The sequence below is a fragment of the Thauera terpenica 58Eu genome (assembly GCF_000443165.1).
Taxonomy (GTDB): Bacteria; Pseudomonadota; Gammaproteobacteria; order Burkholderiales; family Rhodocyclaceae; genus Thauera; species Thauera terpenica.
In genome coordinates this window covers 37644-62569 of record NZ_ATJV01000070.1, presented here as the reverse complement: position 1 = coordinate 62569, position 24926 = coordinate 37644, and the positions used below count along the sequence as shown (strand labels likewise).

Sequence of the window (24926 nt, the reverse complement as noted above, 5' to 3'; positions counted from 1 at the left end):
CCTGAGAGGACGGAAGAGCATGAATGAACAGGAATTTCGCAAGGAAGTCGCCGCCTGGATGGCGACCCACCTCGTCGGCCGCTTTGCCTGCCTGAAGCATCGCGGCGGGCCGGGTGACGAGGAGGCCTATCCCGCGCTGCGCAAGGAGTGGGAGCAGGAAATGGCCAGCGGCGGCTGGGTCGGCCTGGGCTGGCCCAAGGAACACGGCGGGCGCGACCTGCCGCTGGCGCTGCAGCTCGCCTTCCATGAAGAATACGTGCGCGCCGGTGGGCCGGGGCGCATGGGCCACATCGGCGAGACCCTGACCGCGCCGACGCTGATCGCGCTGGGCACGCCCGAGCAGCAGCGTCGCTTCCTGCCCGGCATCCGCGAAGGTCGCGAATACTGGGCCCAGGGTTACTCCGAGCCCGGCGCCGGCTCCGACCTGGCCGCGATCAGCACGCGCTGCTGGCAGGACGAGGACGGGCGCTGGCGCTTGCAGGGGCAGAAGGTGTGGACCTCGCTCGCGCACGAGTCCGACTGGATCTTCGTCATCGCCCGCAGCACGCCGGGCTCGGTCGGGCGCGAGGGGCTGAGCTTCCTGCTCGTGCCGCTCGATCAGCCCGGCATCGAGATCCACCCCATCCGCCAGCTGACCGGCGAGGCCGAGTTCAACTCGGTGTTCTTCGATGGCGCGGTGACGGAAGCCGACTGCATCGTCGGCCAGCCCGGTGAGGGCTGGAAGGTGGCGATGGCGCTGCTCGGCTTCGAGCGCGGGGTGTCCACCCTGGGCCAGCAGATGCATTTCAGCCATGAGCTGCAGCTGCTGCTGGAGGTGGCGCGTGCCAATGGGGCAGCGCAGGACCCGGCGATCCGGCAGCGCATCGCCGACGCCTGGATCGGGCTGCAGGGCTTGCGCTACAACGGCCTGCGCATGCTGGAGGACGACACCGGCTCGACCAAGGTGCGCCCCGAGGCCTTGATCTACAAGTACGCGTGGTCGAACTGGCACCGTGACCTGGGCCAGCTGGCGATGGATGTCATCGGCGTGGCGGGCGACGTGCGCTCGGACGAGGACGCGGTGCGGCGCCTGCAGCAAGTATTCTTCTTCTCGCGTTCCGATACCATCTATGCTGGCACCAACGAAATCCAGCTCAACATCATTTCCGAGCGTGGGCTGGGCATGCCGCGCGGCTGAGCCGGTCGTAGTTGAAGCCCCAGGTGCAGCGGCGGACCCCAGTGGGTCCGCCGCTGTTTTTCAAACGGTTTGAAATCTGATTGTGGAGATGAGGGTATGCCCATTCCAGCTTTGTTCAAAGGGCGGCTCGCCCTGCCTCTGATCGGCTCGCCGATGTTTCTCGCCAGCGGCCCGGAGCTGGTGCTGGCGCAGTGCAAGGCGGGCGTGGCCGGCAGTTTCCCCACGCTCAACGCGCGCACCCCCGAGCTGCTCGCGGCCTGGCTCGAGCGCATCGAGGGTGAGCTCGCCGACTGGGACGCGCAGCATCCCGAGCGCCCGGCCGCCCCCTTCGGTGCCAACCTCATCCTGCACAAATCCAACCCGCGCCGCGATGTCGATCTCGACTGCGTGGTCGCGCACCGTGTGCCCTTCGTCATCACCTCGGTGGGGCGTCCGGATGCGGTGGTCGAGCGCGTGCATGCCTATGGCGGGCTGGTGTTCCACGACGTCATCAGCGTCGAGCATGCGCGCAAGGCCGCCGCCGCCGGAGTCGATGGACTGATCCTGGTGTGTGCCGGCGCCGGTGGCCATGGCGGCACGCTGTCACCCTTCGCCCTGGTCGCGGAAGTGCGCCAGTTCTGGAGCGGCACGCTGATCCTGGCGGGCGCCTTGTCGGACGGGCGCAGCCTGCGCGCCGCCGAAGTGCTGGGCGCCGATCTCGGCTACATGGGTACGCGCTTCATCGCCACCCGCGAAGCCGTGGCTGACCCGCGCCACAAGTCGATGATCGTTGCCGACACTGCCGCAGATATTGTGTATACGCCGGTGTTCAGCGGCATCTGGGCCAACTACCTGAAGAACAGCGTGCGTGCGGCCGGTATCGACCCCGATGCCCTGTCGGGCAGCCAGGACGGCGGCAAGATCGACCTCTTCGCTGCCCCCGAGGACAAGCCCAAGGCCTGGAAGGACGTGTGGTCTGCCGGTCAGGGCATAGGCAGCATCAGCGATGTGCCCAGCGTCGCCGAACTGGTTGAGCGCATGAAAGGGGAGTACGAGGCCGCCGCAGCGGTGCCGGCCACCTTCGCCCGTGCTCAAGCCGGTGGGGGAGCGCCATGAGCCAATGGAAGATGATCTACCTCGCCCGCCGCAATCCGGCGCTGGCGGCCGAGGACTTTCCACAGGCCTGGCGCGAGCATTCGGCGCTGGGGCGCCAGTGTGTGAACGTCGCCGACCGGGTGAAGTCGGTCGCGCAGTGCTCGCGCGTGCTCGAGCACCCCGACTTGCCGCCGGGTGCGAGCGCGGATTACGACGGCGTGAACCTGCTCGCGCTGCGTGACCGTCAGTCGGCGGATGACATCTGGAGCGACGCGGAGACGCTGCGCATCATGCGCCCCGACGAGCCGCGCGTGTTCTCCACCTATGTGCGCAACTTCGCCCTCACCGCGCGCGAGGCCGTGATCAAGGACGGCGCGCAGACCGAGGTCTGTGTGTACCTGTTCCTCAAGCCACGCGCGCCAGGTGCGCTGGATGAGGTCGTCCTCGCGCCATCGCCGTCCTCCCCCTGGGCGCAGGCGCAGCGTCTGGTCAGCAACCGCGTCGACGGGGCGCAGCCGAGCGGTTACGAATACGAGCTGATCGTGGAGGCCTGGTATGTGTCCGTCGATGCGGTCGCGGCCGCCTTCGCCGGGCAATCGGTGTGGGCCGCGCTGCCGGCGGAACTGGGCGCGCACATCGACGCCGCCACCTCGGTGTGCATGCTGACGCGGGTGACGCACCGGCGGCCCTGAGCGCGCTCAGGGCGCTGCCGTGGCCTGCGCTTCCTCCACCAGCCAGGCCCGAAAGCGCGTCAGCGCGGGGCGCTCGGCCTTGCCCTCGGGCACGATCAGGTAGTACGCCCGCGTGCTCGGGAAGCTGCGCAGGCAGGGGCTGATCAGGCGGCCGGTGGTGAGCTCGTGCTGAATCAGGAAGGGTGGGATCAGCGCAACGCCCATGCGCTCGATCGCCGCCTGGGCGAGCATCGAGAACAACTCCAGACGCATTCCACCCATGTCGTTCGCAGCCTGCACGTCGGCCGCGGCGAACCACTGCCGCCAGGCGTAAGGGCGGGTGGTCTGTTGCAGCAAGGGCAGGCCGGCGATCTCGTGCGCGCTCATGTGCGCGCGCACGCCCGCCAGCTCGGGGCTGCACACCGGCACCGGGTACTCCCGCATCAGGAAGTGCGCCTCGGTGCCGGGCCAGCCGGCGTCGCCGAAGTAGATCGCGGCGTCGTACTCGGTCTCACCGAACAGGAAGGGGCGGGTCTGGGTGCTCATGTTCACCACGACCTCGGGATTCTGTGCCTGAAATCCGGCCAGGCGCGGCAGCAGCCAGCGTGTGGCGAAGGTCGGCACCACCGCCAGTTCGAGCACGCTGCCCGCGCCGTGGTGTGCCATCACTGCCAGGGTGTCGTGTTCGAGGGCATCGAGCCGTGCGGCAATCTGGCGGCTGTAGCTCAGCCCCGCCTCGGTGAGTTGTACCCCGCGTCGGGTGCGGCGGAACAGCGCCACACCGAGAAAATCTTCCAGCGCGGCGATCTGGCGGCAGATGGCGCTCTGGGTGAGCGCGCGCTCCTCTGCCGCGCGCGTGAAGCTTTCATGGCGTGCGGCGGCCTCGAAGGCGAGCAGGGCGGTGGTGCTGGGGATCTTTTTGCGCATCGAGGATTCTTCGGAGTTCCTGAAGCGCACAGATTACTGCATAAATGTCGGTTGTTTTGCCGGTTCGGAGTTCTTAGGATGCCTTTCAAGCACAGGCAGCCGCTTGTGAGACCGAACGCGACAGGAGACTCGACATGGCCTCAACAAAAGCCAGCTTCAACTGGGAAGACCCGCTGCTGCTCGACCTGCAGCTCAGCGAAACCGAGCGCATGGTGCGCGATGCCGCGCGCGCCTACTGTCAGGACAAGCTGATGCCGCGTGTGCAGGAGGCTTTCCGCCATGAAAGGACCGATGCGAGCATCTTTCGCGAAATGGGCGAGCTCGGCCTGCTGGGCGCCACCATCCCCGAGCAATACGGTGGCTCCGGTCTGAACTACGTGTGCTACGGCCTGATCGCGCGTGAGGTCGAGCGTGTCGACTCCGGTTACCGCTCGATGATGAGCGTGCAGAGCTCGCTGGTGATGGTGCCGATCAATGAATTCGGGAGCGAAGAACAGAAGCAGAAATATCTGCCCAAGCTCGCCACCGGCGAGTGGATCGGCTGCTTCGGCCTCACCGAGCCCAACCACGGCTCCGATCCGGGCTCGATGATCACCCGTGCGCGCAAGGTCGCAGGTGGCTTCAGCCTGTCGGGCAGCAAGATGTGGATCACCAACAGCCCGATCGCCGACGTGTTCGTGGTGTGGGCCAAGGACGATGAAGGCGATATCCGTGGCTTCATCCTCGAGAAGGGCTGGAAGGGCCTCACCGCCCCGACCATCCACGGCAAGGTCGGCCTGCGCGCCTCGATCACCGGTGAGATCGTGATGGACGAGGTGTTCGTGCCGGAAGAGAACGCCTTCCCCAGCGTGCGCGGACTCAAGGGCCCGTTCACCTGCCTGAACTCGGCGCGCTTCGGCATCGCCTGGGGTGCGCTCGGTGCTGCCGAGTCCTGCTACGAGACCGCGCGCCAGTACACGATGGAACGTAATCAATTCAATCGCCCGCTCGCTGCCAACCAGCTTGTGCAGAAGAAGCTCGCCGACATGCTCACCGAGATCACCCTCGGCCTGCAGGCGGTGCTGCGCGTCGGCCGGATGAAGGACGAGGGCATCGCCCCGGTCGAGATCACCTCCATCGTCAAACGCAACTCCTGCGGCAAGGCGCTCGACATCGCCCGCATGGCGCGCGACATGCTCGGCGGCAACGGCATCTCGGACGAATACCCGGTGGCGCGCCACCTGGTGAACCTCGAGGTGGTCAACACCTATGAGGGCACGCACGACGTCCATGCGCTGATCCTCGGCCGCGCCATCACCGGCATCGCCGCGTTCAGTAACTGATCCAGGGAGATCCGTAATGCCCAGCGCCCTGTCGCATCTTCGTGTCCTCGACCTTTCCCGCATCCTCGCCGGCCCCTGGGCCGGGCAGATGCTCGCCGACCTGGGGGCGGACGTAATCAAGGTCGAGCGTCCCGGTGTCGGTGATGACACCCGCGGCTGGGGTCCGCCCTGGCTCAAGGACGAACAGGGCGCCGACACCGAGGTGGCGGCCTACTACCTGTGCGCCAACCGCAACAAGCGTTCGATCACCATCGACATCACCCAGGCTGAAGGCCAGGCGCTGGTGCGCCAGCTCGCCGCGCAGTCCGACGTGGTGCTGGAGAACTTCAAGGCCGGTGGCCTGGCGCAGTACGGCCTCGATTACGACAGCCTGAAGGCGGTGAATCCGCGTCTGGTGTATTGCTCGATCACCGGCTTCGGCCAGGACGGGCCATACGCGCCACGTGCGGGCTACGACTTCCTCATCCAGGGCCTGGGCGGCCTGATGAGCATCACCGGTCGCCCTGATGGCGAGGATGGCAGTGGGCCGATGAAGGTGGGGGTCGCGCTCACCGACATCCTCACCGGTCTGTACGCCACCAACGCGGTGCTTGCTGCGCTCGCCTGGCGTGAGCGCAGCGGCGAGGGGCAGTACATCGACATGGCCTTGCTCGATGTGCAGGTCGCCTGTCTCGCCAACCAGGCTGCGAACTATCTCGCCACCGGGCACAGTCCGCAGCGGCTGGGCAACGCCCACCCCAACATCGTTCCTTACCAGGACTTCCCCACCGCCGACGGCTACATGATCCTGGCCATCGGCAACGACGCTCAGTTCGCACGCTTCTGCGAGGTCGCCGCTGCGCCCGAACTCGCCGCCGATGTGCGCTTCGCCACCAATCGCGCGCGTGTGGGCAACCGCAGCGTGCTGATCCCGCTGCTGAAGAAGCTCACCGTCGAGCGCAGCACCGCGGATTGGATCTCGACCCTGGAGGCGCTCGCCGTGCCCTGCGGGCCGATCAACACCCTCGCCGATGTCTTTGCCGACCCGCAGGTGCAGGCGCGCGGCCTGAAGGTGACGGTGCCGCATCCGATCGCCGGCCAGCTGCCGCTGGTGGCCAGCCCGATGAAGCTGTCGGCCACGCCGGTGGATTACCGCCTGCCGCCGCCCATGCTAGGCGAGCACACCGACGACATCCTCGCCGCCACGCTCGGCCTCGACGCCGCGGCGATCGCCCGCCTGCGCGCGGACGGCGTGGTGTGAAACGGCACAAGAACCCTCAAGACGAACACAAGGGAACGCCATGAAGGACTCCAGGGTGATCGTGGCGATCAACAAGGATCCGCAAGCGCCGACCTTGCAGGTGGCCGAGCTCTTCGACGCCGTCCCTGCCCTCGTCGCGGCGACCTGAGTCCTACCCGCCTCTCCCCCTCGCGGCGGGTCCGCTCCGAATCGACCGGCGGCCGCTTTTTTTTGCCCGTGCTCAGCGGCTTGCCGCCGGCAGCAGGTCGTGGATCAGGCGCACCAGCTTGAGGGCGGGCGCCTCGATCTGCTCCACCGGCACCGCTGCGAAGCCGAGGTTCATGCCTGCGCGCCGGTTTGCCGGATCGATCGCATACAGTGAGAGCGGTCGCATCACCACGCCCTCGCGCAGCGCCCTGGCGGCCAGCAGCACGTCGTCGAGCGGGCGCTCGAAGTGCACCGGGATGTGCAGGCCGGCGAGGCCGCCGGCTGGCGTGGCGATGCCAGCGAGGTGGCGCTGCAGCACCTCGATGAGGCGGTCGCGGCGCTCCTCGTAGATGCCGCGCATGCGGCGGATGTGGGTGGTGAAGTGGCCGCCGTCGATGAACTCGGCCAGTGCCGCCTGCTCCAGCATGCGGCCCTCGCGGTAGAGCTCGGCGTTGCCGGTGGTGAAGGCCTCGACGAGATCTTCCGGTACCACCAGATAGGCCAGGCGCAGGCCGGGGTACATCACCTTGCTGAAGGTGCCGACGTAGATCACCCGCTGTGCCGCCGACAGGCCGAACAGCGAGGCCACCGGGTGGCCGTGGTAGCGGATCTCGTTGTCGTAGTCGTCCTCGATGATCCAGATGCGGTTCTTCTCGGCGTATTCGAGCAGGCGCAGGCGCCGTTCGAGCGACATCACCGCCCCCGTCGGGTACTGGCTGGAGGGCGATACGAAGATCAGGCGTGGCGGGTGGTCCCAGTCGGCCGCCTGCGGGTTGATGCCCTGGGCGTCCACCGGTACCGGATGGATGGCGAGGTCGGAGGCCGCGAGCACGCTGCGTGCCCCCCAGTAGCCCGGGTCTTCCATCCACGCCACGTCGCCGACGTCGGCGAGCATGCGCGCGCACAGGTCGAGTGCCTGGTGCGAGCCGTTCAGGATCAGGATCTGCTGCGGGCTGCACGACATCATGCGGGTCACGCGCAGGTATTCGGCCAGCACCAGCTTCAGCGGGCCGTAGCCACCGTAGCCATATTGCGCGAGGTGGCGCTGCTCGAGCCGCATCTGCTTGGCGACCAGCTTGCGCCAGGTGGCAAAGGGGAAATGGCTGACGTCCGGGAACCCGGGCATGAAGGCGCCCGCCTGTACCCGGCTCGACAGCGCACCGGAGGCGATCCGGCACCCCCTTCTGGACAGTCCCTCGCTGCGTGCACCGACCATGCGCCGTGGTTTTTGCTGCGGTGCAGTGGCGGTCACCGCGTCGGAGACGAAGGTGCCCGAGCCCACCCGGCTGTCCAGGTAGCCTTCGACGATGAGCTGGTCGTACACCCGCACCACGGTGTTCCGCCCCAGCGCGAGCTCTGCCGCCAGGGTGCGGGTGGGCGGCAGGGCGGTACCGGGCGCGAGCCGGCGCGCGATGATGGCCTCGCGGATGGCGAGATAGAGGCGCGCGCGGGCGCTGGAAGAGGGCGCCTGATCCGCGTAGGCGTGGGCGATGAGCTCGCAGCTGAGTCGGCAATCCATTGCAGTGCAGCAAAAATTGGTTCTATGAAAGTATAAGTAATTGGATCAAGCCCGGGCCAATTCGTGGCCTAGGATTCGTTCGCCAGAGCGTTCAGCGCCCCTTGCAGGAGACGGAGACAGATGGAAGCGGTCCATAACAGGCAGGCGCCCCACGTCAGCTTTCGCAACGTCCAGAAGACCTACGACGGCGAAACCCTGATCGTGCGGGACCTCAATCTCGACATTCGCCGCGGCGAGTTCCTCACCCTGCTCGGTCCGTCGGGCTCGGGGAAAACCACCTGCCTGATGATGCTGGCCGGCTTCGAGACGCCTACCGGCGGCGAGATCCGCCTCGACGGCGAGGTCATCAACCGGGTGCCGCCCTACCGTCGCAACATCGGCATGGTGTTCCAGAACTATGCGCTGTTTCCGCACATGACGGTGGCCGACAACCTGCGTTTTCCGCTGCGGGTGCGCAAGCTGGCGCCCAGCGAGGTCGAGGCGCGGGTCAAGCGCGCGCTCGACATGGTGCAGCTCGAGGCCTTCGGCAGCCGCTATCCGCAGCAGCTCTCGGGCGGCCAGCAGCAGCGCATCGCGCTCGCCCGTGCGCTCGTGTTCGATCCGCAGCTGGTGTTGATGGACGAGCCGCTCGGCGCGCTCGACAAGAACCTGCGCGAGCGCATGCAGCTCGAGATCAAGCACATCCAGCAGAAGCTCGGCATCACCGTGGTGTTCGTCACCCACGACCAGAGCGAGGCGCTGACCATGTCGGACCGCATCGCCGTGTTCAATCAGGGCGTGATCCAGCAGATCGATGCTCCCGAGGCGCTGTACGAATACCCGACAAACTCCTTCGTCGCCGATTTCATCGGCGAGAACAACGCCCTCGACGGCACCGTGGTGGCGGTGGCGGGCGAGGAGTGCGAGGTGCGCCTCGACTGCGGCACGGTGCTGCGTGCGCGCACCGGCAACGTCGGTGCCGGCGGCCGCGCTCGCATCGCGGTGCGTCCGGAGCGCGTGCAGCTCGCCGGCGAGGCGGAGGGCACCAACCGGCTCGATGCCACCGTGCGTGAGCTGATCTACCTTGGCGACCAGATCCGCCTGCGCGTCGAGCTCGCCGGCAAGCACGAGTTCACCATCAAGGCACCCGTCTCGCAGCTTGACCGCTCGCTGCGCCCCGGCGATGCCATTCGCCTCGGGCTCGATCCGGCGCACACCCGCGCGCTCGACGTGCCCGCTGCGCACTGAGGCAGCCCCGCCGACATATCCGCAATCCCGGCCGCTCGGCGGCCTTCCTCGCAACACCCATAAAACCAGAACCGGAGACACATCATGAAGCACGCCGCATCCTTTCTTCGCGCCGCCGTCCTCGTCGCCCTCGGCGGTGCCGTCGGTACCGCATCAGCCGACATCACCGTCATCTCCTTCGGTGGCGCCTCGCAGAAGGCGCAATACAAGGCCTACTACGAGCCCTTTGCCAAGGCCACCGGGGTCAAGGTCGTCGCCGGCGAATACAACGGCGAGCAGGCCAAGGTGAAAGCCATGGTCGAGGCAGGCAACGTGACCTGGGATGTGCTCGAGGTCGAGTCGCCCGAGCTGGTGCGCGGTTGCGAGGAAGGCTTGTTCGAGAAGATCGACTTCGCACAGGTGGGCGACAAGGCCGATTTCGTGCCGGCGGCGGCGAACGAATGCGGCGTCGGCATCTTCGTGTGGTCGACCGCGCTCGCCTACAACGCCGACCGCCTCAAGGAGGCGCCGACCTCCTGGGCAGACTTCTGGAACGTGGACAAATTCCCCGGCAAGCGCGGTCTACGCAAGGGCGCGAAGTACACCCTCGAATTCGCCCTGCTCGCCGATGGCGTGCCGACCAGCGATGTTTACAAGGTGCTCGCCACCCCGGCCGGGGTCGACCGCGCCTTCGCCAAGCTCGACAAGCTCAAGGCGAACATCCAGTGGTGGGAAGCCGGCGCGCAGCCGCCGCAGCTGCTCGCCTCGGGCGACCTGGTCATGAGTGCCGCCTACAATGGCCGCATCTCCGCCGCCCAGGTCGAAGGCAAGAACCTCAAGGTGGTGTGGAACGGCAGCATCTACGACGTCGATTCGTGGGCCATCCCCAAGGGCTCACCGAACAAGGCCGAGGCGCTGAAGTTCATCCGTTTCGCCAGCCAGCCGGAAAACCAGGCGGTGTTCTCCGGCGAGATCGCCTACGGCCCGGTCAACCTGAAGGCCGTGCCGGCGATCGACGCCAAGGTCGCCACCGGCCTGCCGACCGCGCCCGCGAACATGAAGGGGGCGATGGAGACCGACACCGAGTTCTGGGTCGAGCACGGCGAGAACCTTGAGCAGCGCTTCAACGCCTGGGCCGCGCGCTGAGCGCTGCCTTCGTCGCATGCCCGTGCGCGGGCATGCCTGCGCCGCCACGGGCGTCCGGTCCGCGGCGCGCGGCCACCGTCCCTATCTGACCGAGTGGACCAGTCCATGAGTACTGCCGTCGACACCTCCGCTGCCTTACCCTTGCCCGCCGCGGGCGACGGCACGCCGCTGAAGAAGCGCCTGCGCCGCGCCGAGCGTCGCCGCAACCTGCTCTTCGGCGCCCTCATCCTGCCGCTCGCACTGGTGGTGCTGGTAGCCTTCATCTGGCCGATCGGCTCGCTGCTGACGATCGGCGTCGATAACCCCGAGATCCACGACAACCTGCCGCGCACGCTCGCCGTGCTCGAAGACTGGAACGGCAGCGCGCCGCCGGCCGAGACCGCCTACCGTGCACTCGCCGACGAGCTCACTGCGGCCAAGGGCTCGCCGGCGATCGCCGCGATCGCCAAGCGCCTGAACCGCGAGAACGCGGGCTACCGCAGCCTGGTCATGAAGACCGCGCGCAAGCTGCCGCTCGATGCCGCCGTGCCGGCGCGCGAGGCGCTGGTGGCGATCGATGCGCAGTGGGGCGAGCTCGCCACCTGGCAGGCGATCCACCGCGCCGGCGGCGCGCTGACACCCTTCTACCTGCTCGCCTCGATCGACCGCATGATCGACGCCGACGGCAACATCGTCGTCGCCCCCGAGGAGGAGCGCATCTATGTGGACGTGCTGCTGCGCACTTTCTGGATGAGCCTGATCGTCACCGTGTGCTGCCTGGTGCTCGGCTTCCCGGTGGCCTACCTCATGGCCAGCCTGTCCACCCGCCACAGCAACATGCTGATGATCTTCGTCCTGCTGCCGTTCTGGACCTCGGTGCTGGTACGCGTGGCGGCGTGGATCGTGCTGCTGCAGAACGAGGGCCTGGTGAACCGCCTGTTGATGTGGCTCGGCCTCACCGACAGCCCGCTCCAGCTCCTCTTCAACCGCTTCGGCGTGTATGTGGCGATGGACCACATCCTGCTGCCCTTCATGGTGCTGCCCCTATACTCGGTGATGAAGGGCATCTCGCCGGTATACATGCGTGCCGCGCTCTCGCTCGGCTGCCCGCCCTTTCGCAGCTTCTGGAAGATCTACTTCCCGCAGACGCTGCCCGGCATCGGCGCCGGTGGCCTGCTGGTGTTCATCATGTGCATGGGCTACTACATCACGCCCGCGCTGCTCGGCGGTCCGAAGGAGCAGATGCTGAGCTACTTCATCGCCTTCTACACCAACCAGACGATCAACTGGGGCATGGCGGCCGCGCTCTCAGCGGTGCTGCTGGCGGCGACCCTGCTGCTGTACATGGTCTATGCCCGCTACCTCGGGCCGACCCGGGTCAAGTACATGAAGGCACGCTGAGGACGACGACGATGCTGCAACCCTACGCTTCGCCCGTGGAACGGGCATGGTATTACGGCATGCGCGGGCTGGTCGGGCTGATCCTGGCCTTCCTGTTCCTGCCCATCCTGGTCATCGTGCCGCTGTCCTTCAATGCCGACAGCTTCCTGATGTACCCGATGTCGGGCTTCTCGCTGCGCTGGTACGAGGAGTTCGCCACCTCACCGGCCTGGCGGCAGGCGCTGATGAACAGCCTGATCGTGTCGCCCCTCGCCACCCTGCTGGCGATGGTGCTCGGCACCCTGGCCTCGATCGGCCTGGTGCGTGCCGAGTTTCCCGGCAAGGCCCTGCTCACCGCGGTGCTGATCTCGCCGATGGTGGTCCCAGTGGTGGTGATCGGCGTGGCGATGTACATCTTCTTCGCCCCGCTCGGCCTCACCGGCAGCTACACCGGCCTGGTGCTGGCGCACGCCATCCTCGGCGTGCCCTTCGTCGTCACCACGGTCACCGCGACCCTGCAGGGCTTCGACTTCAACCTGGTGCGCGCGGCCTCCAGCCTCGGCGCCAACCCGCTCACCACCTTCTTTCGTGTCACCCTGCCGATGGTTGCGCCCGGGATCATCTCGGGCGGCCTGTTCGCCTTCGCCACCTCCTTCGACGAGGTCGTGGTCACGCTCTTCCTCGCCAGCCCCGAGCAGGCCACGCTGCCGCGGCAGATGTTCGCTGGCATCCGCGAGAACATCAGCCCGACCATCGCCGCAGTCGCCACCATCCTCATCGTGCTGTCGACGCTGATGCTGATGACCCTCGAATGGCTGCGCCGGCGCGCCGAGCGCATGCGCGGCGCGCGCAGCTGAGCGACGCGATCACACCACCCCGGCATTGCCACGAAGACACCGAAGCTTTCCCCCGAACACCCTACGGAACCCGACCATGAGCCTGAACCTGAAAGATCCCGACCTCTTCCGCACCCGCTGCTACGTCGACGGGCAGTGGATCGACGCCGACAACGGCGCCACCGTGAGCATCCGCAACCCGGCCAACGGCGAGGTGCTCGGCACCATCCCGCGCATGGGTGCGGCCGAGACCCGGCGCGCCATCGAGGCCGCCAACGCGGCCTGGCCGGCGTGGCGCGCGCTCACCGCCGGCGCGCGCGCGAAGATCCTGCGGCGCTGGTTCGAGCTCATCCTCGCCAACCAGGAGGACCTCGCCGTGCTGATGACCAGCGAGCAGGGCAAGCCGCTCGCCGAGGCGCGCGGCGAGGTGCTCTACGCCGCTTCCTTCATCGAGTGGTTCGCCGAGGAAGGCAAGCGCATCTATGGTGATGTGATCCCCGGCCACCAGCCCGACAAGCGCATCGTCGTCACCAAGGAGCCGATCGGCGTGTGCGCGGCGATCACGCCGTGGAACTTCCCGGCGGCGATGATCACGCGCAAGGCCGGCCCGGCGCTCGCGGCCGGGTGCACGATGGTGCTCAAGCCCGCCACGCAGACGCCGTACTCGGCGCTCGCGCTGGCGGTGCTCGCCGAGCGCGCCGGGGTGCCGAAGGGTGTGTTCAGCGTGCTCACCGGCGGCGCGGCCGAGATCGGCGGCGAGCTCACCGCCAACCCGATGGTGCGCAAGCTCACCTTCACCGGCTCCACCGAGATCGGCGTCAAGCTGATGGGGCAGTGCGCGCCCAGCATCAAGAAGCTCTCGCTCGAGCTCGGCGGCAACGCCCCCTTCATCGTCTTCGACGACGCCGACCTCGATGCCGCGGTCGAGGGCGCGCTCGCCTCCAAGTACCGCAACACCGGGCAGACCTGCGTGTGCGCCAACCGCCTGCTGGTGCAGGACGGCGTGTACGACGCCTTCGCCGCCAAGCTCGCCACCGCGGTGGCGGGCCTGAAGGTGGGCAACGGCCTGGCCGAAGGCAGCACCCAGGGCCCGCTGATCGACATGAACGCGGTGGCCAAGGTCGAGGAGCACATCGCCGACGCGGTGGAGAAGGGCGCGCGCGTGCTCGCCGGCGGCAAGCGCCACGCGCTCGGCGGCAGCTTCTTCGAGCCCACGATCCTGGTCGACGTGACCCCGGCGATGAAGGTGGCGCGCGAGGAGACCTTCGGTCCGGTGGCGCCGCTGTTCCGCTTCAAGGACGAGGCTGAGGCGATCCGCATGGCCAACGACACCGAGTTCGGGCTGGCCGCCTACTTCTTCGCCAGCTCGATGAACCGTGTGTGGCGCGTCGGCGAGGCGCTCGAGTACGGCATTGTCGGCATCAACACCGGAATCATCTCGACCGAGGTCGCGCCCTTCGGCGGCATGAAGTCCTCCGGCCTCGGCCGCGAAGGTTCCAAGTACGGCATCGAGGACTACCTCGAGGTCAAGTATCTGTGCATGGGCGGCGTGCAGTGAGCCCCCGCCCCCCCAACCGCATCGACAGGAGACACCCATGAACGCCAACACCCTGCCCCCCGGCCTGCACAACGCCGATTTCATGGCCCGCCGTGCCGCCGCGTTGCCGCGCGGCGTCGGTCAGGCCCACCCGCTGTTCGCCACCAAGGCGCTCAACGCCGAAGTCTGGGACGTCGAAGGCCGCCGCTTCATCGACTTCGTTGCCGGCATCGCGGTGGTCAACACCGGCCACTGCCACCCGCGCGTGATCGCCGCGGCGCAGGCCCAGCTCACCCACTTCAGCCACACCTGCTTCCAGGTCGTGGCCTACGACGGTTACCTGCGCCTGGCCGAGCGCCTCAACGCGCTCGCCCCGGGCGAGGCACCGAAGAAGACCATGCTGGTGAGCACCGGCGCGGAGGCGGTCGAGAACGCGGTCAAGATCGCGCGCGCCTTCACCGGCCGCCCGGGCGTGATCGCCTTCAACGGCGCCTTCCACGGCCGCACGCTGCTCGCGCTCGGCCTCACCGGCAAGGTCGATCCCTACAAGCTCGGCGTCGGCCCCTTCCCGGGTGAGATCTACCACGCCCCCTATCCCTGCGCGCTGCACGACATCAGCGTGGATGATGCGATCCACGGCGTCGAGCTGCTGTTCAAGAACGACATCGAGGCGCGCCGCGTCGCCGCCTTCATCGTCGAGCCGGTGCAGGGCGAGGGCGGCTACTACCCCGCTCCGGCCGAGTTCCTGCAGCGCCTGCGCGCGCTCGCCGACAAGTACGGCATCCTGCTGATCGCCGACGAGATCCAGACCGGCATCGGGCGCTGCGGCAAGATGTTCGCGGTCGAGCATGCGGGTGTCGCTCCTGATCTGATCACGCTCGCCAAGGGCCTGGGTGGCGGCTTCCCGGTCGCGGCGGTGGTCGGTCGCGCAGAGGTGATGGACGCGCTCGCCCCCGGCGGCCTGGGCAGCACCTACGCCGGCGCGCCGATGGCCTGCGCCGCCGCACTCGCCGTGCTCGATGTCGTGGAAGAAGAGAAGCTCTGCGAGCGCGCGCTCGCGATCGGCGAGCACATGCAGCGCCGCCTGCGCGAAATGGCCACGAGCCACAAGTGCATCGGTGACGTGCGCGGCCTGGGCGCGATGGTGGCAGTCGAGTTCTTCCATGACGGCGACCCTGCGCGTCCGGCCCCGGAGATCGCCAAGGCGGTGATCGCCGCCGCCCTGCAGCGCGGCCTGTTGCTGCTGTCCTGCGGCAGCTACGGCAACGTGCTGCGCCTCATGGTGCCGCTGACTATCGAGCAGGCTGTGCTCGACGAAGGCCTCGACCTCCTCGCCGCGGCGATGGACGCCGCGGCCTGAGCGGGGCCGCAGTGCGCGCGCCGGGGGGCGCTGCGGATTCAGCGCCCCCCGGCGGCGAGCGTCGCCGCGACGTGCTCTCCGATCGCCAGCGCCGCGGTGAGGCCGGGCGATTCGATGCCGTATAGATGCACCAGCCCCGGCGTGCCGTGCGTCGCCGGGCCGTCGATGCGGAAGTCGGCGTCAGGCGCGCCGGGGCCGACGATCTTCGGGCGCACGCCGGCGTAGCCCGGCTGCAGGCGCTGCGCGTCCAGGTCCGGCCACCAGCGCCGGATCGCGCTGGCGAAGCGCTCCGCCCGCGCGGGATCCACGCTGTAGTCCGGTGCGGCGATCCACTCCACGTCGGGGCCGAACTTCGCCTGCCCGCCCAGATCCAGGGTCAGGTGCACGCCCAGCCCGCCCGGCTCCGGGATCGGGTAGATCAGGCGCGAGAATGGCGCCTTGCCGGCGTAGCTGAAATACACCCCGCGCGCGAAGTGCGCCTGTGGCGCGTGCACGGCCGCGGGGGCGGCGATCGCGCGCCCGAGCGCGGGCGCATCCAGCCCCGCGGCATTGACCACCCGCTTCGCCTTCAACTCGGTGGCGACCTCACCGCCGATGCGCAGCACGATGCCGTCGGCCTCCGCGCGCCCCTCCAGCACCGGACTGCCGAGCGCGAGCATCGCGCCGTGGCGCTCGGCCTCGCCGAGCAGGGACAGCATGAGGCCGTGGCTGTCGACGATGCCGGTGGAGGGCGACAGCAGTGCGCCGTGAGCGGCCAGCGCCGGCTCGAGTGCGGCGAGCTCGGCCGCGTCGACCAAGCGCAGGTCGTCCACGCCGTTGGCGCGCGCGCGCTCGGCGATCGCCTGCAGCGCGGGCATCTGCGCCGCGGTGCTCGCGACCACCAGCTTGCCGCAGCGCGCGTGGTTCACCCCGTGCGCTGCGCACCACGCGTACAGCAGATCGCGGCCCGCCACGCACAGACGCGTCTTCAGCGAGCCCGGCGGATAGTAAAGCCCGGCGTGGATCACCTCGCTGTTACGTGCGCTGATGACGGTGCCGAAGGCGGTTTCACGCTCGATCACGATCACCTCGCGGCCGGCGCGGGCGAGGCTGTGGGCGCAGGCGAGGCCGACCACCCCGGCGCCTATCACTACGGTGTCGACTGTATCCATCGTCATGGGCCGGCCCAGCGCGTGGTGACGCGACCGCCGGCTGGAATGTGGGGAAGCGGTTGTACCAGATCGCCGCTGCCCGTGGGAAGGGGGCGATCCACGGCCGTTGCACGGTGACTACGGCGTTCGTGCGGATTCCCGGAAGGGCTCGGATCGCACAGTCCGGGATGTCGCGTAGCGGTCGTCCAGGATCATTGCGTCATGGGCGGAAAGCCTTGAGATATCAGGGAAAACGTCGATCTCCCGAGCGCTGCGGAGCTGGCACGGCAGTTGCTAAAGCTTGGCGGTCCGTTAATGGACAAATAATCAGGATTTATAAAATGGAGGAGCGCTCAATGAAATCCTTGATCCGCAAATGTGCACTCGGCACCGTGCTTGTCGCGATCACCACCGCGGCTTCGGCCGTCACCTTCGTCAACGTGCTGACGGGCGGGACGAGCGGGGTCTATTACCCGCTTGGTGTCACCTTGTCGCAGCTCTATGGCGAGATGATTCCCGACAGCAAGGTCCAGGTGCAGGCCACCAAGGCTTCGGCGGAGAACCTCAATCTGCTCCAGGCCGGTCGCGGCGAAATCGGCTTCTCGCTCGCCGATTCGGTGTCAGACGCCTGGAAGGGCAAGGCCGATGCCGGTTTCCCCAAGCCGCTCGACAAATTGCGGGTGATCGCCTCGGTGTATCCCAACTACATCCAGATCGTCGCGCTCGCTGACGCGAATGTGAAGTCGCTCGCCGATCTCAAGGGCAAGCGCATCTCGGTGGGCGCGCCACGCTCGGGGACCGAGATCAACGCGCGTGCCATCCTCAAAGCCGCGGGCCTGTCGTATGAGGACTTCTCCAAGGTCGAGTATCTGCCCTTCGGCGAGTCGGTCGAGCTCATGAAGAACCGCCAGATCGACGTCACCTTGCAGTCGGCCGGCCTGGGTGTGGCGGCGCTGCGCGACCTGTCGGCAGCGGTGAAGGTGAACTTCGTGCCGATCCCGGTCGATGTGGTCGCCAAGGTCGGTGACCCGGCCTACCGTGCTGTCGGCCTGCCGGCCAATACCTACGAGGGCCAGAGCGACGAGGTGCCGACGGCGGCGATCAACAATCTGCTGGTGACTCACGAAAAGGTGAGCGATGAGGTGGCCTATCAGATGACCAAGGGCATCTTCGACAACCTCGAGCGCCTGGGCAATTCGCACTCTGCGGGCCGCGAGATCAAGCTCGAGCACGCCACCGAGGGCCTGCCGATCCCGCTTCATCCGGGCGCAGAGAGGTTCTACCGCGAGAAGGGCCTGATCAAGTAAGCCCTGTGCCGGTTCGCCCGCACACGCACGAAGCGTGGCGGGCGGTTTTCCTTGTCTCCCTCTCTGGAACCGCCATGAGCTCGTCCCTCCACTCGCCTGCTGCTGAAGCCGGCAAGAGCATGCTGCGCGTCGTCTTCTACAGCGCCATCCTGTTCTCTGTATTCCAGCTCGTCACTTCGGCGTTCAGCCCGATATCGAGCACCGTCGTGCGTGCGCTGCACGTCGGCTTCCTGCTGCTGCTGACCTTCCTGCTCCACCCCCTGCAGGGCGGGCAGGGGCGTACCAGCCTGCTGACCAAGGCGGTGGGCTTTGGCGCCTTGCTGCTGTCGGGCTACCACTGGATCTATGAGGCCGATCTGGTGGAACGCGCCGGTGAGCTCACGCAGTCCGACATGGCGGTTGGCGTGATCACGCTGGTGCTGGTGTTCGAGGCCGCGCGCCGCGTCATGGGGCCGGCGCTGCCGCTGATCTGCCTGGGCTTTCTCGCCTACGCGCTGTTTGGCGAGTACCTGCCGGGCAGCCTCGCCCACCGTGGCTATGGTCTGGACCAGGTGGTGGGCCAGCTCGCCTTCGGCACTGAAGGTATCTACGGGACGCCGACCTATGTGTCCTCGTCCTACATCTTCCTGTTCATCCTGTTCGGCGCCTTCCTCGAGCAGGCGGGCATGATCGACCTGTTCACCAACTTCGCGCTCGGCACCGTCGGCCACACCAAGGGCGGCCCGGCCAAGGTGGCGGTGGTGTCGTCCGGCCTGATGGGCACGATCAACGGTTCGGGCGTGGCCAACGTGGTCACCACCGGCCAGTTCACCATCCCGCTCATGAAGCGCTTCGGCTACACCCCGGCCTTCGCAGGTGCGGTCGAGGCCACCAGCTCGATGGGTGGGCAGATCATGCCGCCGGTGATGGGGGCGGTGGCTTTCATCATGGCCGAGACCATCAACGTGCCCTATGTCGAGATCGCCAAGGCGGCGGCGATCCCGGCGATGCTCTATTTCTTCACCGTGTTCTGGATGGTGCACCTCGAGGCCGGGCGCGCCGGGCTGAAGGGCCTGCCCAAGGACGAATGCCCGGACCCGTGGGTGGCGATCCGCGAGCGCTGGTACCTGCTGCTGCCGCTGGCCGGCCTGGTGTACCTGTTGTTCGCCGGCTTCACGCCGATGTTCGCCGGCATGGTCGGGCTGGCGCTCACCGTGGTGCTGCTGTTCGGTAGCACGCTCGCGCGCCATCTCAACGGCACTTCGCTGCGCCTGCTGTTCTGGATCGCGCTCGGCCTCGCATGCTCGGCCTTCGCCCGCTTCGGCATCGTCGCGGTGGTGGCGGTGGTGGCCGTGCTCGCGGTGCTGCTGGCGCCGCGCGCCGACGGTCGCGGCACGCTGCGCCTGGCGGTGAAGGCGCTGGTCGAGGGTGCGCTGCATGCGATGCCGGTGGGCGTGGCGTGTGCGCTGGTCGGCGTGATCATCGGTTCGCTGACGCTGACCGGCGGCGCCACTGCCTTTGCCGGCTACATCATCCAGATCGGCGACGACAGCCTGTTCGTGTCCCTGTTCCTGACCATGCTCACCTGCCTGGTGCTGGGCATGGGCATCCCGACCATCCCGAACTACATCATCACCAGCTCCATCGCCGCGCCCGCGCTGCTCGAACTCGGCGTGCCGCTGATCGTCTCGCACATGTTCGTGTTCTATTTCGGCATCATGGCCGACCTCACCCCGCCGGTGGCGCTCGCCGCTTTCGCCGCGGCACCGATCGCCAAGGAGACCGGTCTGAAGATCGGCGTGCGTGCGGTGCAGATCGCGATCGCCGGCTTCGTCGTGCCCTACATGGCGGTGTATGCACCCGAGCTGATGCTGCAGGGTGACAAGGGCATGGACGCGACCCTCTACGTGGTGTTCAAGGCGCTGCTCGCGGTGACGCTGTGGGGCACGGCGGTGGTCGGCCACCTGCGTTCGCCCATGAACCTGCTCGAGCGCGTGCTCGCCTTTGGCGCCGCCGCGCTGCTGGTGGTGGCGCTGCCGCTCACCGACGAGCTCGGCTTCGGCCTCGCCGCGCTGGTCCTTGGTTGGCACATCTGGCGTTCGCGCAGCACGCAAGCGCTTACCCTATGATGGCGCTTTGCCTGGTCAACACGCTGGCGGCGGTGACACTCGCCGCTGGCGATTTCACGCTCGCGTGGATGCACTCGATCGAACGCGTGCGCTGGGAGGAGGTTTGGCGGGTGGATGGGGGCGAACTGGTACTTGACACCGTGCGTGTGCGCGGTCACGCGGCGGGCATGGAGCCGGCCGCCGCTGCGGTGCTGCGTGACGGGGTGTGGGAGTGGCATCCGCACACGCGGCACGCGCTGCTGCGGCTGACGCGCTCGCCCTATACCGCCGACTACGAGTGGTGCGAGGGTGAGGCGCCGTGCGTGCCGATGTCGGCGCTGATCGCCTCTGACGGCGGCGTCACCGAGCTGCGCGTCTGCCCCGCGGCAGACCCGCGCTGAGCAGCGCAGGATGAGCGTCGGGCCGCGTCGCCTGTTCGTGCGTGATGTGCGCGTGCTGGCGCTGCTCGTGCTCGCCAGCCTGCTGTTGTGGGCGAGCCATGCCTGGCGGCTTGCGGGTAGTCTCGATGAGCTCAGCGGTCATGCCGGCCAGCGCCTGGCGCTGTTGTCGGCCAGCCTGGATGCTGAGTTGCTGCGTTTCGAGAGCCTGCCCTCGGTGCTCGCCCGTCATCCGGTGCTGCCGGCGCTGCTCGCGAACCCGGACGATGCGCAGTTGCGCGCGCAGGCCAACGCCTTGCTCGAGGATGTCAATGCGCGCACCGGCGCGGCCATGCTGTATCTGATCGCCGCCGACGGCAACACGCTGGCAGCGAGCAATTGGCGACGGCCCGATTCCTTCGTCGGTGAGAACTACGCCTTCCGGCCTTATTTTCGCGCCGCGCTCGCAGGCGGCACCGGCAAGTTCTTCGCTGTCGGCGCCACCACCCGCGTTCCCGGCATGTTCATTGCCCATCCGGTGCGCGACGCAGCAGGCGTGGCGGGCGTGCTCGCAGTCAAGATCGAGTTGACCCAGCTCGAACATACCTGGGCCGAGAGCGGCGAATCGGTGATGGTGGTGGACCGCCACGGCGTGGTGGCGCTGTCGTCGGAGCCGGCGTGGAAATTCGGCGTGCTGTCGTCCCTGTCGCTGGAGTCGCGCGCCGAGCTGGCGCAGACGCGGCAGTACTACACCGAGACCCTGGACCCCCTGCCGCTGCTCTGGCAGGACGAGGCGCGGGCGCGCATTGGCGGCGGCGAGTTCGTGGTCGGCAGCCGCGAGCTCGACTGGCTGGACTGGCGCATGCTGATGCTGCTCGATACCGCGCCGGCGCACGCCGACGCGGCGTGGACGGCCACCGTCGCCGGCCTGCTGCTGTGCGTGATGGTGGCGGTGGCGCTGTACTGGGTGCAGCGTGCGCGCCGCCTGCGTGAGCGCCTGGGTGCGCAGGCGGTGCTCGAACGCACCGTCACCGAGCGCACCGCCGACCTCGCCGCGAGCAACCGGCGTCTGCAGCGTGAGGTCGCCGAGCGCGTGGCTGCGGAGCACAAGCTGCGCGGCGCCCAGCGCGCGCTGATCGAGGCCAACCGGCTGGCCGCGCTCGGACAGATGGCGGCCGGTGTGGCGCACGAGATCAACCAGCCGCTGGCGGCGATGCGCAGCTTCGCCGGCAATGCGCTCACCTTTCTCGAGCGCGGCCAGCTGGAGCCGCTGAAGGACAACCTCGCGCACATCATCGGCCTGGTCGAACGCATGGCAAGGCTCACCGCCCAGCTCAAGGTGTTCGCCTCCCGCCGCCGGGGTGCGGGCGGACACACGCCGGCGGCGCAGTCGATGCAGGTGGTCGCGGGCTGGTTTCGCGAACGTCTGGCCGCCGCCGGGGTGGAGCTGGAGCTCGACGACGCAGGGCTCAGTCTGCCCTTGCAGGCTGAGGCGCTCGAGCAGCTGCTGTCCAACCTGATCGGCAATGCGCTCGATGCGCTCGCCGGCAGAGGTGCCGGGCGCATCGAGCTGCGCACCTGCGAACGTGCCGGACAGCGCTGCCTCGAAGTCGCGGATGACGGACCGGGCATCTCCTCCGAGCTGCGCGAGCGTATCCTGCAGCCCTTCTATTCCACCAAGCCGCTCGGCCAGGGCCTGGGACTCGGTCTGTCTATCGTGGCGGATCTCGTCGAGTCCTCCGGCGGACGGCTGGAAATCGCCCAATCCCCGCGCGGCGGTGCGCTGGTGCGCGCTTGCTGGCCAGCGCAGTCCGAGGAGGCGCACGACAGGTGAGCCACGATTCGATCCATATCATCTACGTCGAGGACGACGACGCAGTGCGCGCCGCAGGCCGCCAGACCTTTGCGCTCGCCGACATCGAGGTGCGCGACTTCGCCCGCGCCGAGGCCGCGATCGCTGAGCTCGGCATGGATCGGCCAGTGGTGCTGGTCACCGATGTGCGCCTGCCCGGGCTGGACGGCATCGGCCTGCTGCGCCGGGCGCAGGAGATCGACCCCGACCTGCCGGTGATCCTGGTCACCGGCCATGGTGACGTGACGATGGCGGTCGAGGCGATGCGCGCCGGCGCCTACGATTTCATCGAGAAGCCCTTCGCCCCCGAGCATCTGCTGGAGGTGGTCGGGCGCGCCATCGACAAGCGTCGTCTGGTGCTCGAGAACCGCGCCTTGCGGGCGCAACTGGAGCGCGCCGACGGCGGTGACGGACTGATCGGCAACAGCGCTGCGATGGCCGGGGTGCGCCGGCTGATCGCCGAGCTCGCCGACACCGATGTCGATGTGCTGATCGAGGGCGAGACCGGTACCGGGAAGGAGTGTGTGGCGCGGGCGCTGCACGCCGGCGGTCGGCGGCGGGGCGGCAACTTCGTCGCGATCAACTGTGCCGCGCTGCCCGAGAGCGTGTTCGAGAGCGAGATGTTCGGCGTCGAACCGGGCGCCTACACCGGGGCCTCCCGCAGCCGCGCAGGCAAGATCGAGCACGCCGATGGGGGCACGTTGTTCCTCGACGAGATCGAAGGCATGGCGCTGCCGCTGCAGGCCAAGCTGCTGCGCGTGCTGCAGGAGCGCGTGCTCGAGCGCCTGGGTTCCAACCGGCTGGTGGCGGTGGACTGCCGCGTTGTGGCCGCGACCAAGCTCGACCTCAAGGCCGAGGCGGCAGCCGGACGTTTCCGCGCAGACCTCTACTGGCGGCTCAACGTGGTGTCGATCCCGCTCGCGCCCTTGCGCGCGCGCCGCGAGGACATCCCGCTGCTGTTCAACGCCTTCTGTCTGCAGGCCGCAGAGCGCTTCCGCCGTGCGCTGCCGGAGCGCTCCCCGGCGCTGTTCGAGTGGCTGATGGCGCAGGAGTGGCCGGGCAATGTGCGCGAGCTGCAACATGCCGCAGATCGTTTCGTTCTCGGTGTGTGGCGGCCGGGCGCGGAAGTCGCGGTCGAGCCCGGAACCGGCATGGCGCAGCGCGTGGCGGCCTTCGAGCAGGTGCTGATCGACAACGCCTTGCGTGAGTGTGGCGGCGATGTCGGCGTGGCGGCCGAGCGCCTGCAGCTACCGCGCAAGACCCTGTACGACAAGATCGCCCGCTTTGGCATCGCCATCGGCGCCTACCGGGCGCCCTGAGCCTGCGCCCTGTGGTTCAGACAAGCTGGTTCAGGCGAGCCCTGCCGCGCCCAGTGCGGCGCCGACCAGGATCATCCAGATCGGCGCCAGCCTGGTGCGCAGCGTCACCAGGACGGTGAGCGCGATCAGCAGCAGCGCGCCGTTGCGGTGCGCCGCAGCGCTGACAAAGGGCAGCGCGAGCAGCCAGCTGGTGGCGAACACCAGGCCCACAGTGACCGGTGCGAGCCCGGCGGTGAAGGCACGCACCAGCGCGGTGTCGCGCCGGCGCGCGCCCCAGCGACTGACGCCGAGCGACAGCAGCGTGGACGGCAGCAGAATGCCCACCAGCGCCGCCGCCGCCCCGGGCAGGCCCGCGGCCTGAAAGCCGAGCACCGGCACGAACAACACGTTGGGTCCGGGTGCGGCCTGAGCGAGCGCGATCGCGGTGCTGAAGTCGGTCTCGCCTATCCAGCCGCGCTCGACGACGAAGTAGCGCTGCATCTCGGGCGCGGTCGACATCGCGCCGCCGATCGACAGCAGCGACAGCGTCAGGAAGTGCACGAAGAGATCGAGCACATCGCCCACCGGCAGGGTGTTCATCACGAGACCGACTCCGCGTCCATATTCCGCCTGTCAGGGCTGTGCGCCCGGTGCCGGGTCTGAGGGCGTGGGGGTATCGGCTGAAGCCGGGCAGAGCCTGGCCTGTGCGTCGAGCACCGCCACCCGCCAGCGCGCGAGGCCCCAGCCGCTGAGGCCGAGGCCGATCACGATCCAGGCCAGTGGCAGACGCAGCACCGCTATCGCGACCAGGGCCGTCAGCCCGAGCAGCGCACACAGCCAGGGCCCGAGCAGGTTGCCGCGCAGGGTGGCGAGCATCTTGAAGGCCATCGCCAGAATCAGTCCCGCCGCCACCGCGCCCATGCCGCGCAGCGCGCCCGCAACCGCAGGGAATTCGGCCAGACGCTCATAGCTGGCGGCGAGCGCGATCACGATCAGGAAGGGTGCCAGCAGCATGCCCGCGATCGCCGCCAGCGCGCCGCGCCAGCCGAAGTAGCGATCGCCGATCATCAGCGACAGGTTCACCACATTGGGTCCGGGCAGCATCTGCGCGATCGCATACAACTCGACGAACTCGGTGCGGGTGAGCCAGGCGCGCCGGTCCACGAGCTCGCGCTGCGCGACCGCGAGCACGCCACCGAAGCCTTGCAGCGCGAGCAGGCTGAAAGCGATGAAGAGCGCCAGCGGCGAGGCTGGGTGTTGACGCGGGATGGCGGGACGCTGGACAACAGGACGCGGGGTGGCGGGGTCGCTCATG

The 24926-nt window shown here is 68.3% G+C and carries 21 protein-coding genes and 1 pseudogene; 17 read left to right on the top strand and 5 right to left on the bottom strand.

Annotated elements, in window-relative coordinates:
- Window positions 1-19: 19 nt before the first annotated feature.
- The 3 genes from M622_RS33685 (at window position 20) to M622_RS33675 (ending at window position 2943) form a co-directional block, all read left to right on the top strand.
- Window positions 20-1177: an acyl-CoA dehydrogenase family protein gene (locus tag M622_RS33685; RefSeq protein WP_021250094.1), complete on the top strand. Its 1158-nt coding sequence runs from the start codon at window positions 20-22 to the stop codon at window positions 1175-1177.
- A gap of 96 nt (window positions 1178-1273) precedes the next feature.
- Entirely contained in the window at window positions 1274-2272 is a 999-nt protein-coding gene (locus tag M622_RS33680; protein ID WP_021250093.1) for an NAD(P)H-dependent flavin oxidoreductase, read from the top strand.
- Window positions 2269-2943, top strand: coding sequence for an EthD domain-containing protein (locus M622_RS33675; RefSeq protein WP_031347185.1), 675 nt, complete (start codon window positions 2269-2271; stop codon window positions 2941-2943). Before M622_RS33680 ends, M622_RS33675 begins: the two co-directional genes overlap by 4 nt.
- Before the next feature lie 6 nt (window positions 2944-2949).
- On the opposite strand, the gene M622_RS33670 is transcribed toward M622_RS33675, so the two are convergent.
- A complete protein-coding gene (locus M622_RS33670) occupies window positions 2950-3849 on the bottom strand; it encodes a LysR family transcriptional regulator (protein WP_021250091.1) in 900 nt (299 codons plus the stop codon).
- 134 nt (window positions 3850-3983) lie between these two features.
- On the opposite strand from M622_RS33670, the gene M622_RS33665 reads away from it, so the two are divergent.
- From M622_RS33665 to M622_RS39785, 3 genes and pseudogenes are all read left to right on the top strand, one after another.
- Entirely contained in the window at window positions 3984-5171 is a 1188-nt protein-coding gene (locus M622_RS33665) for an acyl-CoA dehydrogenase (protein WP_021250090.1), read from the top strand.
- Between the two features lie 16 nt (window positions 5172-5187).
- Window positions 5188-6411, top strand: coding sequence for a CaiB/BaiF CoA transferase family protein (locus M622_RS33660; RefSeq protein ID WP_021250089.1), 1224 nt, complete (start codon window positions 5188-5190; stop codon window positions 6409-6411).
- A 40-nt stretch (window positions 6412-6451) separates the two neighbouring features.
- A pseudogene (locus M622_RS39785) lies at window positions 6452-6559 on the top strand (electron transfer flavoprotein subunit alpha/FixB family protein); the annotation flags it as partial.
- 72 nt (window positions 6560-6631) lie between these two features.
- Here M622_RS39785 and pdxR read toward each other — a convergent pair.
- Window positions 6632-8116 carry a MocR-like pyridoxine biosynthesis transcription factor PdxR gene (pdxR, locus tag M622_RS33655; protein ID WP_021250087.1) on the bottom strand — a complete coding sequence of 495 codons (1485 nt, stop codon included), beginning with the start codon at window positions 8114-8116 and terminating at the stop codon, window positions 6632-6634.
- A 120-nt stretch (window positions 8117-8236) separates the two neighbouring features.
- On the opposite strand from pdxR, the gene M622_RS33650 reads away from it, so the two are divergent.
- The 6 genes from M622_RS33650 (at window position 8237) to gabT (ending at window position 15560) form a co-directional block, all read left to right on the top strand.
- Window positions 8237-9343, top strand: a complete 1107-nt coding sequence (locus M622_RS33650; protein ID WP_021250086.1) for an ABC transporter ATP-binding protein — start codon at window positions 8237-8239, stop codon at window positions 9341-9343.
- Window positions 9344-9427: 84 nt separating this feature from the next.
- A complete protein-coding gene (locus M622_RS33645; RefSeq protein ID WP_021250085.1) occupies window positions 9428-10468 on the top strand; it encodes an ABC transporter substrate-binding protein in 1041 nt (346 codons plus the stop codon).
- Between the two features lie 105 nt (window positions 10469-10573).
- Window positions 10574-11848, top strand: a complete 1275-nt coding sequence (locus tag M622_RS33640) for an ABC transporter permease (RefSeq protein ID WP_031347183.1) — start codon at window positions 10574-10576, stop codon at window positions 11846-11848.
- An 11-nt stretch (window positions 11849-11859) separates the two neighbouring features.
- On the top strand, window positions 11860-12684 hold the full coding sequence (locus M622_RS33635) for an ABC transporter permease (RefSeq protein ID WP_021250083.1): 825 nt from the start codon (window positions 11860-11862) through the stop codon (window positions 12682-12684).
- A 76-nt stretch (window positions 12685-12760) separates the two neighbouring features.
- Entirely contained in the window at window positions 12761-14221 is a 1461-nt protein-coding gene (gene gabD, locus M622_RS33630; protein WP_021250082.1) for an NADP-dependent succinate-semialdehyde dehydrogenase, read from the top strand.
- A 37-nt stretch (window positions 14222-14258) separates the two neighbouring features.
- The gene (gabT, locus tag M622_RS33625; protein WP_021250081.1) at window positions 14259-15560 is read left to right on the top strand and encodes a 4-aminobutyrate--2-oxoglutarate transaminase; all 1302 of its coding nucleotides are present in this window, start codon (window positions 14259-14261) and stop codon (window positions 15558-15560) included.
- Between the two features lie 38 nt (window positions 15561-15598).
- On the opposite strand, the gene M622_RS33620 is transcribed toward gabT, so the two are convergent.
- A complete protein-coding gene (locus M622_RS33620; protein ID WP_031347181.1) occupies window positions 15599-16711 on the bottom strand; it encodes an NAD(P)/FAD-dependent oxidoreductase in 1113 nt (370 codons plus the stop codon).
- Window positions 16712-17046: 335 nt separating this feature from the next.
- Here M622_RS33620 and M622_RS33615 point away from each other — a divergent pair, with 335 nt between their 5' ends.
- The 5 genes from M622_RS33615 (at window position 17047) to M622_RS33595 (ending at window position 23632) form a co-directional block, all read left to right on the top strand.
- Window positions 17047-17997 (top strand): TAXI family TRAP transporter solute-binding subunit, encoded by a 951-nt coding sequence (locus M622_RS33615; RefSeq protein WP_021250079.1) that lies wholly within the window; start codon window positions 17047-17049, stop codon window positions 17995-17997.
- Window positions 17998-18071: 74 nt separating this feature from the next.
- Window positions 18072-20105, top strand: coding sequence for a TRAP transporter permease (locus M622_RS33610; RefSeq protein ID WP_021250078.1), 2034 nt, complete (start codon window positions 18072-18074; stop codon window positions 20103-20105).
- A complete protein-coding gene (locus M622_RS33605; protein WP_021250077.1) occupies window positions 20102-20485 on the top strand; it encodes a DUF1850 domain-containing protein in 384 nt (127 codons plus the stop codon). The genes M622_RS33610 and M622_RS33605 overlap by 4 nt, the downstream gene beginning before the upstream one ends.
- A 10-nt stretch (window positions 20486-20495) precedes the next feature.
- Complete coding sequence (locus tag M622_RS33600; protein ID WP_021250076.1) at window positions 20496-22295, top strand: sensor histidine kinase; 1800 nt, start codon at window positions 20496-20498, stop codon at window positions 22293-22295.
- Window positions 22292-23632, top strand: a complete 1341-nt coding sequence (locus M622_RS33595; protein ID WP_021250075.1) for a sigma-54-dependent transcriptional regulator — start codon at window positions 22292-22294, stop codon at window positions 23630-23632. The genes M622_RS33600 and M622_RS33595 overlap by 4 nt, the downstream gene beginning before the upstream one ends.
- Window positions 23633-23662: 30 nt before the next feature.
- Here the strand turns inward: M622_RS33595 and M622_RS33590 are convergent, their stop codons facing one another.
- Together M622_RS33590 and M622_RS33585 are read right to left on the bottom strand one after the other, a co-directional pair.
- On the bottom strand, window positions 23663-24211 hold the full coding sequence (locus M622_RS33590; RefSeq protein ID WP_021250074.1) for a chromate transporter: 549 nt from the start codon (window positions 24209-24211) through the stop codon (window positions 23663-23665).
- A 33-nt stretch (window positions 24212-24244) separates the two neighbouring features.
- Entirely contained in the window at window positions 24245-24925 is a 681-nt protein-coding gene (locus M622_RS33585) for a chromate transporter (protein WP_021250073.1), read from the bottom strand.
- Window position 24926 lies beyond the last annotated feature (1 nt).